Annotated in this window: 10 protein-coding genes and 2 tRNA genes; 2 read left to right on the top strand and 10 right to left on the bottom strand. The window is 70.3% G+C overall.

Features of this window, described 5'->3' with window-relative positions:
• Positions 1–149 precede the first annotated feature (149 nt).
• From ABWV53_RS09415 to ABWV53_RS09380, 8 genes are all read right to left on the bottom strand, one after another.
• Positions 150–596 carry a thermonuclease family protein gene (locus ABWV53_RS09415; RefSeq protein WP_353365200.1) on the bottom strand — a complete coding sequence of 149 codons (447 nt, stop codon included), beginning with the start codon at positions 594–596 and terminating at the stop codon, positions 150–152.
• Between the two features lie 279 nt (positions 597–875).
• On the bottom strand, positions 876–1481 hold the full coding sequence (locus ABWV53_RS09410) for a pseudouridine synthase (RefSeq protein ID WP_353365198.1): 606 nt from the start codon (positions 1479–1481) through the stop codon (positions 876–878).
• Positions 1482–1484: 3 nt separating this feature from the next.
• Positions 1485–2378 carry a peptidoglycan DD-metalloendopeptidase family protein gene (locus tag ABWV53_RS09405; RefSeq protein ID WP_353365196.1) on the bottom strand — a complete coding sequence of 298 codons (894 nt, stop codon included), beginning with the start codon at positions 2376–2378 and terminating at the stop codon, positions 1485–1487.
• 83 nt (positions 2379–2461) lie between these two features.
• Complete coding sequence (locus tag ABWV53_RS09400) at positions 2462–2644, bottom strand: hypothetical protein (RefSeq protein ID WP_353365194.1); 183 nt, start codon at positions 2642–2644, stop codon at positions 2462–2464.
• Between the two features lie 71 nt (positions 2645–2715).
• On the bottom strand, positions 2716–3879 hold the full coding sequence (locus ABWV53_RS09395) for a zinc-dependent alcohol dehydrogenase (protein WP_353365192.1): 1164 nt from the start codon (positions 3877–3879) through the stop codon (positions 2716–2718).
• Between the two features lie 135 nt (positions 3880–4014).
• Positions 4015–4090 (bottom strand) — tRNA-Asn (locus tag ABWV53_RS09390).
• Positions 4091–4161: 71 nt separating this feature from the next.
• A tRNA-Asn gene (locus tag ABWV53_RS09385) sits at positions 4162–4237 on the bottom strand.
• Positions 4238–4341: 104 nt separating this feature from the next.
• Positions 4342–4770, bottom strand: coding sequence for a YbaN family protein (locus ABWV53_RS09380; protein ID WP_353365190.1), 429 nt, complete (start codon positions 4768–4770; stop codon positions 4342–4344).
• Positions 4771–4827: 57 nt separating this feature from the next.
• Between ABWV53_RS09380 and def the strand changes: the two genes are divergently transcribed.
• Positions 4828–5367 carry a peptide deformylase gene (def, locus tag ABWV53_RS09375; RefSeq protein WP_353365188.1) on the top strand — a complete coding sequence of 180 codons (540 nt, stop codon included), beginning with the start codon at positions 4828–4830 and terminating at the stop codon, positions 5365–5367.
• A 105-nt stretch (positions 5368–5472) separates the two neighbouring features.
• Here the strand turns inward: def and ABWV53_RS09370 are convergent, their stop codons facing one another.
• Both ABWV53_RS09370 and map read right to left on the bottom strand, forming a co-directional pair.
• Positions 5473–8130, bottom strand: coding sequence for a [protein-PII] uridylyltransferase (locus ABWV53_RS09370; RefSeq protein WP_353365186.1), 2658 nt, complete (start codon positions 8128–8130; stop codon positions 5473–5475).
• Positions 8131–8151: 21 nt separating this feature from the next.
• Positions 8152–8967: a type I methionyl aminopeptidase gene (map, locus tag ABWV53_RS09365; protein ID WP_353365184.1), complete on the bottom strand. Its 816-nt coding sequence runs from the start codon at positions 8965–8967 to the stop codon at positions 8152–8154.
• Positions 8968–9142: 175 nt separating this feature from the next.
• Here map and purL point away from each other — a divergent pair, with 175 nt between their 5' ends.
• Entirely contained in the window at positions 9143–13174 is a 4032-nt protein-coding gene (gene purL / locus ABWV53_RS09360; protein ID WP_353365182.1) for a phosphoribosylformylglycinamidine synthase, read from the top strand.
• Positions 13175–13179 lie beyond the last annotated feature (5 nt).

Here is a 13179-nt window from a genome sequence, read left to right as displayed (position 1 = left end):
CGGCGACAGGGATTGGCCAGGGACTGGGCTGCCGCGCAGGCGTGGGGCCGGGCCAGGGAAAGCGGGTGATGCTAGCGGTTTCCTCCGCGGCGCGTGCGGTGGCCCGGGCCCCGGCACGCGGCCGCCGGATCGCCGCCGGTCGTCATCCGTCAGCGATGCGGATGCCGCTGGCGGTAGTCCCAGGGTGCCTGCGGGCGCTTCTGCGACCAGAGGCCCGCATGGCTGGCGCGGGCCTGGCGCTGCAGCGCCGCCAGCTCCGGGTAGCGCGCCGCGTGCGGCGTGTAGACCCAGGCCAGCCCGGCGCCGACCTGCGCGGCCGCCACGTCACGGCCGCCGCAGCGCACGTGGGCCAGCAGGCGGCCGTAGGCGTCGTGCCCCTCGGCGCGCAGCGCGGCCTGCTGGCGAAAGCACAGTTGCGCGAGGTTCTGGCGGGCGCGCTGGCCGAAGGCCTGCCGGCTTTCGGGCGCGTCGATGGAGACGATGCGCACCCGCTGCACCTGGTAGCCGCCGGGCGCGGCGCCGCAGCGCACGGTGAGCGTGTCGCCGTCGCTGATGCCGACGACCAGGCACATGAGGGAGGTGGCGAGGGCGGACACGGAGCAGGGCTTGGGGCTGATGAAAACGCCGCGGACTATAGCGCCGCAACACCGCCGCGATCGCTCCCGGCTCGCCGCGCAGCCCGGAGCCGCCGGGCTGCCCAAAAACAAGGCACCGCGCTGAAATCCAGCACGGGCGCGGCCTGGCGGGGGTTGTCCCGATGCTTGTCCACAGATCGGCCCACAGGCTGCGGGCATAACTCGGCGCTGGTGAACCCGAGGGGCAAGAATCAGAGTGTTTTAAGCCATCAGCGCTGGTGGAATAAGGGCCTTGTGCTATCAAATAGATAGTGCTTCGCCCGCTTCGGCCCATTGCCCCGGCGCCAGCCCGTCCAGCGTGTAAGGGCCGATGGCCGCGCGCACCAGCCGCAGCGTGGGGTGGCCGACGGCGGCGGTCATGCGGCGCACCTGGCGGTTGCGGCCCTCGCGGATGGTGAGCGCGATCCAGGCCGTGGGCCGTGACTGCCGCACGCGGATGGGCGGATCGCGCTCCCACAGTGCCGGCGGCGTGCCGATGCGCTCGGCCCGGGCGGGCAGGGTGGGGCCGTCATTCAGCTGCACGCCGCGCCGCAGGGCCGCGAGGGCGTCGTCGCCGGGCTCGTCCTCCACCTGCACCCAATAGGTCTTCTCCATCTTGAAGCGCGGATCGGCGATGCGGGCCTGCAGCCGCCCGTCGCTGGTCAGCAGCAGCAGGCCTTCGCTGTCGGCGTCCAGCCGGCCGGCCACGTACACGCCGGGCAGGTCGATGAAGTCCTTCAGGCCCCGCCAGCGGCCCTCGGGCGTGAACTGGCTGAGCACGCCGTAGGGCTTGTTGAAGCGGATCAGCCGGGGCTGCGCGGCGGGCGCTGGCGTGGGGCGGGGCGCGGAGTTGGAGCGCGGGCGCATGGGTCAGGCCGGCAGAAAGAGCGCCGGGTCGACCATCGCGCGGTTGAGCATCACGCCCCAGTGCAGGTGCGGGCCGGTCACCCGGCCGGTGGCGCCCACGCGGCAATAGGGCTGGCCGGTGGCCACCGCGTCGCCCACCCGCACGTCGATGCCGCTCAGGTGGCAGGCCATGGTCAGCAGGCCGCCGCCGTGGTCCAGCCACACGGTGCCGCCGTTGAAGAAATAGTCGCCGGTGTCGATCACCCGGCCCGGCAGCGGCGCGACCACCGGCGTGCCGGTGGCGGCGGCGATGTCCATGCCGCTGTGCGGGCTGCGGGCCTGGCCGTTGAAGGCGCGGCGCAGCCCGAACGAGCTGGACCGGCGGCCCGGCACCGGCACCTGCATGCGCAGGTCGTCGGCGCGCGGCAGCGGGCTCGAGAAGGTGGCCATCACGCCCTGCTGGTGATCGCGCTCGCGTTCGTAGCGGGCCTGGTCCTCGGGCGACAGGTCGACGGTGCGCGGCGCCACGGTGAGCCGCTGCTCGCGGTACTGGTGGGGCGCCACGTCGTAGGCCACCCGGCGTTCCGGCTCGCCCGCGGCGCGCACGGTGATGAACGCCGGCCCGACCGGGGCCGAGAGCGCGATGCCGACGATGGCCGTCCATTCGATCATGTCGCCCAGCACCAGCAGGGGCACGCCGTTCGCGAGGGCCACGGGCCGCTCCGTGGCTGGCCCGAGCGAGAGCCGCGCCACGCCGCCCGGCACCGCCGAAGGGCGGGGCCAGACCGCCGGCTCGGCGGTGCGGGCGGCAGCGGCGGCCCAAACGGGCAGCGCCAGGGCGCCGGTGCAGGCCAGGGCCTGCTGCAGCCAGCGTCGGCGGTGGGGATGGGCGGATGGCGGCGTGCTGGCGAGAGTCATGGAGCGGTCGGTGCGTGGTGCGGAGCCTTCATGGCGAAGCGCCCATCTTCGCACCTGCAGCCCGGCCGCTCGGCGAACATCCTTCAGCGCTCCGTCTTGCCCTCGTCCGGGCCGGAGGGCTGGTGCGGCTGGCGCTCGTTGTCCGGGTGCGGCTGGTAGGCCGGCCGGGCCGGCTGGGTGCTGCTGTCGGTTTCGACGAGCGCCGGGCTGGGCCGGTCGTCGTCCTTGCGGGGCTTGCCGTCGGGGGAATCGAGTTGCGTGACCATGGTGGGCCTCCTGTGGAATCGGTCGAAGGGAATCGGGCGCGATGGTGCGGGCGATGGCGCGCCGCGCTCGGTCAGGGCGTCAGCACGACCTTGCGGCAGTCGTCCTCGGCCTTGTCGAACATCTCGTAGGCCTGCTCGGCTTCGCCGAGCTTCATGCGGTGGGAGATGATGACCTCGGGCCGCATCCGGCCCTCGCCGATCAGCTCTAGCAGCTCCGGCATGAAGCGCTGCGCATGCGTCTGGCCCATCTTGAAGGTCAGGCCTTTGTCGAACGCATCGCCGAACAAGAAGCCGTGGATGAAGCCCGCATACACGCCCGGCACGCTGACCACGCCGCCGCGCCGCGTGGCGGCGATGCACTGGCGCAGCGCCTTGCCGCTGGAGCCCTCCAGCTTGATGGCGGTGAGCGCCGTTTCCAGCGCGCTGCCCTTGGCCTCGAAGCCCACGGCGTCGATGGTGGCGTCCACGCCATGGCCGGCGGTGGCCTGCAGGATCACCTCGGCCGGGTCGTCCTCGGTGGCAAAGTTGATCGGCGTGACGCCATAGTGTTCGACCGCGAACGCCAGCCGCGCCGGGTTGTCGTCCACCATGAAGATCTGCTCCGCGCCCACGTGCCGCGCGCACAGCGCCGACATCAGCCCGACCGGCCCGGCGCCGAAGATGGCCACCGACGAGCCTCGTCCCAGCTCGGCATTCACCACGGCCTGGTAGCCGGTGGGCAGGATGTCCGAGAGGAACAGCACCTGCTCGTCGCTCAACACGTCGGGCACCTTGAGCGGCCCCACGTTGGCCTGCGGCACGCGCACGAATTCCGACTGCCCGCCGGCGTAGCCGCCGTACAGGTGCGAATAGCCGAAGAGGCCCGCGCCGGGCGTGGCCGACTTCTTGTTCATGATCGCGCCACGGCCGGGGTTGGTGGTCTCGCAGGCCGCGAACAGCGTCTTGTCGCAGTAAAAGCAGCTGCCGCAGGCGATCACGAACGGGATCACCACGCGGTCGCCCGGGCGCAGGCCGGTCACGCCGGCGCCCACGTCCTCCACCACGCCCATGAACTCGTGGCCGAGGATGTCGCCGTCCTTCATCTCCGGGATCTTGCCCCGGTAGATGTGCAGGTCGGACCCGCAGATGGCCGTGGCGGTGACCCGCAGGATGATGTCGTCGGGCGCGTAGAGCACGGGATCGGGGACCGTCTCCACGCGAACCTTCTTGGCGCCTTGGTAGGTGAGAGCCTTCATGCGTGCGAACTCCTGGTGAGGGGGAGCCGCCAGCCTACGGAGCGATCCAGGCGCGGTTTTGTCGGCCATCGCGCCGTATGGGCCACTGCGCAGGCAAAGAAAAAGGCCGCCTTGTTGAAGGGCGGCCTTTGATGTTGGCTCCTCGACCTGGGCTCGAACCAGGGACCTACGGATTAACAGTCCGGCGCTCTACCGACTGAGCTATCGAGGAATGTTCGGTATGAATAACTGACTGACGCTGCCTGCACCCCATGCGATTGCAGGGTGCGCGGCTTGAGAATCTGGCTCCTCGACCTGGGCTCGAACCAGGGACCTACGGATTAACAGTCCGGCGCTCTACCGACTGAGCTATCGAGGAACAAGCCTGCGATTATATACACAAAAACACGGGCTTTCGGCTTCGTCGGTACGAAGCCGCCTGGCCCGCGCAACGGACCGCGCCGGCGCACAGCCGGGGCCGGCTCAGCGCGGCTCCGGCCGGCGCCAGAGCCAGGCCAGCACGCAGGCCATGCACAGGCTTGCCGTGATGGCCGCCCAGCGCGGCGCGTTGCTCACCACCAGCACCACGGCGCAGAGGGCCATCAGCGCGGTGGCGCTCCACTTGGCGCGGCGGCTCACGCAGCCGCCGTTGGCCCAGTTGCGCAGCATCGAGCCGAACAGGGGATGCCGCCACAGCCAGGCATGCAGGCGCGGCGAGCTGCGCGCGGCCGCCCACCCCGCCATGAGGATGAACACGGTGGTCGGCAGGCCCGGCACGAAGATGCCGACCACGCCCATCACCAGGCACAGGCCCGCGAAGGCCAGCAGCAGCCAGCGCACCACGAGCGGCAGCGGAGCATGCGGAGGGGGAGGCGGCAGCTGCTGCGGCGGCGGCTGGTGCGGGTCGGGCATGACGCGATTGTGCCTGCGGCGTTATGCTCGCCGCCCGCCTGAAGCAACGCGTTCCACATGACCATCCACACCATCCTGAAAATGGGCGACCCGCGCCTCCTGCGCGTGGCGCAGCCCGTCACCGCCTTCGACACCGAAGCCCTGCACACCCTGGTGCGCGACCTGCTCGAGACCATGGAGTCGGTGAACGGCGCCGGCCTGGCGGCGCCGCAGATCGGCGTCGATCTGCAGGTGGTGATCTTCGGCTCGGACCAGCGAAACCCGCGCTACCCCGACCGCCCGCTGGTGCCGCGCACCACGCTGGTCAACCCGGTCATCACGCCGCTGGGCGACACGCAGGAGGAGGACTGGGAGGGCTGCCTGTCGGTGCCCGGGCTGCGCGGCGTGGTGCCGCGTTTCTCGCGCATCCGCTACACCGGCTTCGATCCGTTCGGCGACCCGATCGACAGGGTGGCCGAGGGCTTTCATGCGCGGGTGGTGCAGCACGAGTGCGACCACCTGGTGGGCAAGCTCTATCCGATGCGGGTGCGGGACTTCAGCCGGTTCGGTTTCACCGAGGTGCTGTTCCCGGGCATCAGCGCGGCCGAGGACGATTGACGCCCTTTTTTGCGTCAAAAGACCCGCCAGCGCTGGTGTAATGGGCGCATGCAGCTATGAAAAAAATAGCAATGCACGGCCCGGGCCGCTGGCGCCTTGCCGGGCTCAGCCGTCGGCCAGCGCCTTCAGCAGCTCCGTCTCGATGCGGATCTGCCGCGCGTTGTTCTGCAGCTCGGCGCCCTGCACCAGGAAGGTGTCCTCCACCCGCTCGCCCAGCGTGCTGACCTTGGCGAGCTGCACGCTCAGCTGGTGCTGCGAGAGCACCCGCGCCACCAGGTAGAGCAGCCCGGCCCGGTCGGCGGCGGAAATGGAGATCAGCCAGCGCTGGGCCTTCTCGTCCGGCCGCAGCGTGACGCGGGGCGCCACCGGAAAGCTGCGCACCCGGCGCGAGGGGCGCTTGCGGGTGGGTTCGGGCAGCGCGCCGCCTTCCGCGATGGCCCGCACCAGGTCGCTCTCCACCATGTGGGTCAGTTCGCGGTAGTGGCCGGCCTGGGTGGAGGCGACGATCTGGAAGGTGTCGAGCGCATAGCCGTTGCGGGCCGTGTGCACCCGCGCATCGAGAATGCTGAAGCCGGCGCGGTCGAAGTAGCCGCAGATGCGGGCGAAGAGGTCGGGCTGGTCGGCCGCGTACACCATGACCTGCAGCCCTTCGCCCACCAGCGACTGGCGCGCGCGCACCACCGGCTTGTCGGCGCCCACCAGCCGCGCCAGGTGGCGCGTGTGCCAGGCGATGTCGGCCGCCTCGTGGCGCATGAAGTAGCTCACGTCCAGCGTGTCCCAGAGCTTGAGGTGGCCGTCGGCTGGCTGTGCGCTCAGGGCCAGCAGCACCAGCGCCTCGCGCTTGCGCGCCTCCACCTCGGCGGCGGCGTCGGGGGCGCGGCCGCCCAGGGTGCGCAGCGTGGCGCGGTAGAGGTCTTCCAGCAGCTTGCCCTTCCAGGCGTTCCAGACCTTGGGGCTGGTGCCACGGATGTCGGCCACGGTGAGCAGGTAGAGCGCCGTGAGGTTGCGCTCGTTGCCCACGCGCTGCGCGAAGGCGGCGATCACGTCGGGGTCCGAGAGGTCCTGCTTTTGCGCGACCTGGCTCATGGACAGATGCTCGCGCACCAGGAATTCGATCAGCGCCCCGTCGGCCTTGGCCACGCCGTGCTGGCGGCAGAAGTGGCGCACTTCCTCCGCGCCGATCTGCGAATGGTCGCCGCCACGGCCCTTGCCGATGTCGTGAAAGAGCGCGGCCAGGTACAGCAGCCACGGCTTGTCCCAGCCGCCCGCCAGCTGCGAGCAGAAAGGGTATTCGTGCACGTGCTCCGGCATGAAGAAGCGCCGCACGTTGCGCAGCACCATCAGGATGTGCTGGTCCACGGTGTAGACGTGGAAGAGGTCGTGCTGCATCTGCCCGACGATGCGGCGGAAGGGCCAGAGGTAGCGGCCCAGCACCGAGGTCTGGTTCATCAGCCGCATGGCGTGCGTGATGCCGGCCGGCTGCTTGACGATCTGCATGAAGGTGGCCCGGTTGACCGGGTCGCGGCGGAAGGCCGCGTTCATCACGCCGCGCGCGTTGTAGAGCGCCCGCAGCGTGCGCACCGACAGGTCCTTGAGTCCGCCCGTGGTTTCGTAGAGCAGGAAGGTTTCCAGGATGGCGTGCGGGTTCTTCTGGTAGAGGTCGTCGCTCGCCACCTCGATCAGGCCGGCCTTGTCGAAGAAGCGCTCGTTGATCCGGCGCAGCTCGTGGGTGGAGGGCGAGAGCCGCTCCTCGATGTTCAGCAGCAGGATCTGGCTGAGCTGCGACACCGCCTTGGCGGCCCAGTAGTAGCGGCGCATCAGCGTTTCGCTGGCGCGCATGGCCAGCCGCTTGCCGTCGGGCGAGACGGAGCGGTAGCCGAACGATTCGGCCACGGCGGTCTGCAGGTCGAACACCAGGCGGTCCTCGTGCCGCCCGGCCACCAGGTGCAGCCGCGCGCGGATGAGGAACAGCAGCGCCTCGTTGCGCTCGATCTGGCGCACCTCGAATGGCGTGGCCAGCCCGCTCGCGGCCAGGTTGCGCCAGGTGCTGCCCAGCCCCGCGGCGCGGGCCACCCAGGTGATGGTCTGCAGGTCGCGCAGCCCACCGGGCGATTCCTTGCAGTTGGGCTCCAGCGCGTAGGGCGTGTCTTCGTACTTGGTGTGGCGCTGGCGCATCTCCAGTGTCTTGGCCACCAGGAAGGCGGCCGCGTCCATCTGCTCCAGGTAGCGGCGGCGGAATTCGGTGAAGAGCGCCGCGTTGCCGCAGATGAGGCGCGACTCCAGCAGCGAGGTCTGCACGGTCACGTCGCCGGCCGATTCGCTCAGGCATTCGGCCACGGTGCGCACGCTGGAGCCGATCTCCAGCCCCGCGTCCCAGCAGCTGCCGATGAAGGTCTCCATCGCGCTGCGCAGCGGGTCCTGGTCCTCGCCGTCGGCCCCGGGCTCGGGCGCGTCGCCGCGGTCCGGGCACAGGGCGTCGGGCAGCAGCACCAGCACGTCCACGTCGGAATAGGGAAAGAGCTGCGCGCGGCCATAGCCGCCCACGGCCACCAGCGCCACGGTGGAGGGCAGGCCGGCCCGCTGCCAGAGCTGGCACAGCACGCCGTCGGCCAGGCTGGAGAGCTTGAGCAGCAGCGAGCGGATGCCGCGCGTGGACACGCCGCCCGGCTGCAGCGCGGCCAGCAGCGCCGCCTTGTCCGCCCGGTAGGCGTCCCGCAGGGCGGGCAGTTCGATCGGCGCGGACGGGCTGGTGGAGGGGGGCATGGCGGGCTCCTTCACGCCTTTTCAGGTCGCCGTGGCGGTGACGAAGGAGGGTAGCGGCGGGGAGCCGGCCGACAGCGTCATCACCTCGTAGCCGGTGTCGGTCACCAGCACGGTGTGTTCCCACTGGGCCGAAAGGCTGCGGTCCTTGGTGATGATGGTCCAGCCGTCGTTGCCCAGCTCCTTGATCTCGCGCCGGCCCAGGTTCAGCATGGGCTCGATGGTGAAGATCATGCCGGGCACCAGCTCCTCGAGCGTGCCGGGGCGGCCGTAGTGCAGCACCTGCGGCTCTTCGTGGAACTTCTGGCCGATGCCGTGGCCGCAGAATTCGCGCACCACCGACAGGCCGTGCCCTTCGGCGAACTTCTGGATGGCATGGCCCACGTCGCCCAGCCGCGCGCCGGGCTTGACCTGCTGGATGCCCAGCCACATGGCCTCGAAGGTCAGCGCGCACAGGCGCTTGGCCGCGATGGAGCAGTCGCCGATCAGGAACATGCGGCTGTTGTCGCCGTACCAGCCGTCCTTGGTGATGACCGTCACGTCCACGTTGACGATGTCGCCTTTCTTCAGCGGCTTGTCGTTCGGAATGCCGTGGCAGACCACGTGGTTGACCGAGGTGCAGAGGTGGCCGGGGTAGGGCGGGTAGCCGGGCGGCTGGTAGCCGATGGTGGCGGAGACGGTGCCCTGCTGCGCCATGCACTCCGCGCCCAGGCGGTCGATCTCGGCGGTGGTGATGCCGGGGCGGATGTGGGGCGTGATGTAGTCCAGCACTTCGGAGGCCAGCCGGCAGGCCTCGCGCATGCCGGCGATGCCGGCCGCGTCTTTGATGGTGATGCTCATGGGGCGCAATTATCCCACCCGGCCCCGGCCGATGCCGCCGCGGCGCCGCATGGCCGTGCGGCGCCGTTAAAATGCCGGGTTTTCCGAACGCCTCCGGCGCGCCGGCCCCATTCAGCGGCCTCCCGCCCACCTGCTTCGCCCCCCGTTCTCCTCCCCCATCACACAGGCCGCCACCGTGACCTTGCACATGACCCAGCTGGAGGGCGGCAACGCTCTCAGCAGCTTCCGCGCCCAGCAACTGCAGCCCGCCCTCCAGGCCATCCACCCCAAGATCACCGGCATTGCAGCGCGCTTCGTGCACCTGGTGGCGACCGACGCAGCCCCCACGCCCGCCGAGCGCGAGCGCATGGCGGCCCTGCTGACCTACGGCGACGCCTACGCCGGCCCGGCCGACGGCCCGGCCCTCATCGTCACGCCGCGCCTGGGCACCGTCTCGCCCTGGGCCTCCAAGGCCACCGACATCGCGCGCAACTGCGGCCTGGCCATTCGCCGCGTCGAGCGCGTGACCGAATACCGCCTGGCGCTGAAAGCCGGCCTGCTGGGCGGCACGCCCGAGTTGTCGGCCGAGCAGCTGCAGCAGGTCGCCACGCTCCTGCACGACCGCATGACCGAATCGGTGGTGCCCGACCTCGCCGGCGCCGCCGCGCTCTTTACCGAACTGCCCGCCGCGCCGATGGAATTCGTCGACGTGCTGGGCGGCGGCCGCGCTGCGCTGGAAGCCGCCAACACCCGCTGGGGCCTGGCGCTGGCGCAGGACGAGATCGACTACCTGGTCAACGCCTTCACGGCCCTGAAGCGCAACCCCACCGACGTGGAGCTGATGATGTTCGCGCAGGCCAACAGCGAACACTGCCGCCACAAGATCTTCAACGCGCAGTTCACCATCGACGGCGAGAAGCAGGACAAGAGCCTCTTCGCCATGATCCGCAACACCCACCAGCTGGCGCCGCAGCACACGGTGGTGGCGTATTCGGACAACGCCTCGGTCATGGAAGGCTCGCAGGTCGAGCGATTCATTGCCAAAACGGCCTCTGGCGCAGGTGCAATGGGCGTGAGCAGCTATGAAAAGAGTAGCGCTCTCAACCACGTGCTGATGAAGGTGGAAACCCACAACCACCCCACGGCGATCTCGCCCTTCCCGGGCGCATCGACCGGCGCGGGCGGCGAGATCCGCGACGAGGGCGCCACGGGCCGTGGTTCCCGCCCCAAGGCGGGCCTGACGGGCTTCACGGTGTCCAAGCTCTGGGGCGGTGAATTCGGCAAGCCCGAGCACATCGCCAGCCCGCTGCAGATCATGGTCGAGGGCCCGCTGGGCGGCGCGGCCTTCAACAACGAATTCGGCCGGCCCAACCTGCTGGGCTATTTCCGCGAATACGAGCAGACCGTGGGCGGCGTCGACCGCGGCTACCACAAGCCCATCATGATCGCGGGCGGCCTGGGCACCATCGACGCGGGCCTGACCAGGAAGATCGAATTCCCCGCCGGCTCGCTGCTGATCCAGCTGGGCGGGCCGGGCATGCGCATCGGCATGGGCGGCAGCGCCGCCAGCTCGATGGCCACCGGCGCCAACGCGGCCGAGCTCGACTTCGACTCCGTGCAGCGCGGCAACCCCGAGATCGAACGCCGCGCGCAGGAGGTCATCAACCACTGCTGGGCGCAAGGCGCGGCCAACCCGATCCTGGCGATCCACGACGTCGGCGCGGGCGGCCTCTCCAACGCCTTCCCCGAGCTGACCAACGACGCCGGCCGCGGCGCGCGCTTCGACCTGCGCGCCGTGCAGCTCGAAGAGTCGGGCCTGGCCCCGAAGGAAATCTGGTCCAACGAAAGCCAGGAACGCTACGTGCTGGCCATCGCGCCCGAATCGCTGGAGCAGTTCCGGCTTTTTTGCGAACGCGAGCGCTGCCCTTTCGCCGTGATCGGCACCGCCACCGAAGAGCGCCAGCTGGTGCTCGAGGACACGGCCGTGGCAGCGGGCGACCAGAAGCTGCCGGTGGACATGCCCATGGAAGTGCTGCTGGGCAAGCCGCCCAAGATGCACCGCGACGTGAAGACCGTGCGCCGTGAACTGGCGCCCATCGACCTGACCGGCGTGGCGCTGCAAAAGGCCGTGATCGACGTGCTGGCCCACCCCACGGTGGCGTCCAAGCGCTTTCTCATCACCATCGGCGACCGCACGGTGGGGGGCCTCTCGCACCGCGACCAGATGGTCGGCCCCTGGCAGGTGCCGGTGGCCGATTGCGCCGTGACGCTGGCCGATTTCAAGGGCTTCGCCGGCGAGGCCATGAGCCTGGGCGAGCGCACGCCGCTCGCCGCCATCGACGCGCCCGCCTCGGGCCGCATGGCCGTGGCCGAAGCCATCACCAACCTGCTCGCCGCGCCGATCGAGCTGCCGCGCGTGAAGCTCAGCGCCAACTGGATGGCGGCCTGCGGCGAGGTGGGCGAAGACGCCGACCTGTACGCCACCGTCAAGGCCGTGGGCATGGAGCTGTGCCCGCAGCTGGGCATCAGCATTCCGGTGGGCAAGGATTCGCTGTCCATGCGCACCGTTTGGACGAGCCCCTCCGGTAGCGGGAAGGACGAATCCGTCACCGCCAGGAAGGTGACTTCGCCCGTCAGCCTGATCGTCACCGCCTTCGCCACGCTGGCCGACGTGCGCGGCACGCTCACGCCGCAGCTCGACGCCACCGAGGAAGACACCACGCTGGTGCTGGTGGACCTTGGCCGTGGGCAAAACCGCATGGGCGGCTCCATCCTGGGCCAGGTGCTGAACCAGGCAGGCGACGTGGCCCCCGACCTGGACGACGCGAAGGACCTGGTGAACCTGGTCAACGCCGTGAACGCGCTGCGCGCCCAGGGCCGCATCCTCGCCTACCACGACCGCAGCGACGGCGGCCTGCTCGCGGCGGCGGCCGAGATGGCCTTCGCCGGCCAGGTGGGCGTGGCGCTCAACGTCGACCTGCTGGTGACCGAGGGTGACGGCATCACCGACAGCCGCATGGAAACCGGCGACGCCAAGAACTGGGCGCAGCAGGTGAGCGCGCGGCGCGAGGAAATGACGCTGAAGGCGCTGTTCAACGAAGAACTGGGCGTGCTGCTGCAGGTGCGCACCGCCGAGCGCAACGAGGTCATGCAGACCCTCCGCGAGCACGGCCTGTCGAAGTTCAGCCACTTCGTCGGCAAGACCCGCCCGCAGTCGTCCACCATCGACGTGGGCAAGGGCGAGCTGCAGGTGTGGCGCGACGCCAAGAGCGTGTTCAGCGCCAGCCTGTCCGACCTGCACCAGGTGTGGGACGCGGTGAGCTGGAAGATCTGCCAGCAACGCGACAACCCCGCCTGCGCCGACGCCGAGCACGCGGCCGCCGGCAACCCGGCCGACCCCGGCCTGCACGTGGCGCTCACGTTCGACCCGGCGGAGAACGTCGCCGCGCCGTTCCTGAACCTGGCCCGCCCGAAGGTCGCCATCCTGCGCGAGCAGGGCGTCAACTCGCATGTCGAGATGGCCTATGCGTTCACCGAAGCCGGCTTCGAGGCCTTCGACGTGCACATGACCGACCTGCAGACTGGCCGGGCCGACCTCGCCGCCTTCCAGGGCGTGGTCGCCTGCGGCGGCTTCAGCTATGGCGACACGCTGGGCGCGGGCATCGGCTGGGCGCGGTCCATCACCTTCAACGAGCGCCTCTCGGCGCAGTTCCAGGGCTTCTTCGGCCGGGGCGATACCTTCGGCCTGGGCGTGTGCAACGGCTGCCAGATGTTCGCCGAGCTGGCCGACATCATTCCGGGCGCCGAGGCCTGGCCGCGCTTCACCACCAACCAGAGCGAGCGTTTCGAGGCGCGCCTGTCGCAGGTGGAAGTGCTGGAGTCGCCCAGCCTGTTCTTCGCCGGCATGGCCGGCAGCCGCCTGCCCATCGCCGTGGCGCATGGCGAGGGCTACGCCAACTTCACGACCCGCGGCGACGCGGCCCGAGCGATTGCCGCGATGCGCTTCGTGGACCACCACGGCGCGCCGACCGAGCAGTACCCGCTGAACCCCAACGGCAGCGCCGGGGGGCTGACGGCCGTGACCACGGCCGACGGCCGCTTCACGGCCATGATGCCGCACCCCGAGCGCGTGTTCCGCAACGTGCAGATGAGCTGGACCAGCGGCGACGTGAGCGCGGCGAGCCCCTGGATGCGCATCTGGCGCAACGCCCGCAAGTGGGTCGGCTGATCTGA

The organism is Acidovorax sp. FG27 (genome assembly GCF_040365715.1).
Lineage (GTDB): Bacteria > Pseudomonadota > Gammaproteobacteria > Burkholderiales > Burkholderiaceae_C > Paracidovorax.
The sequence above is the reverse complement of the archived record's forward strand: the minus strand, read 5'-3'. Positions and strand labels throughout refer to the sequence as shown.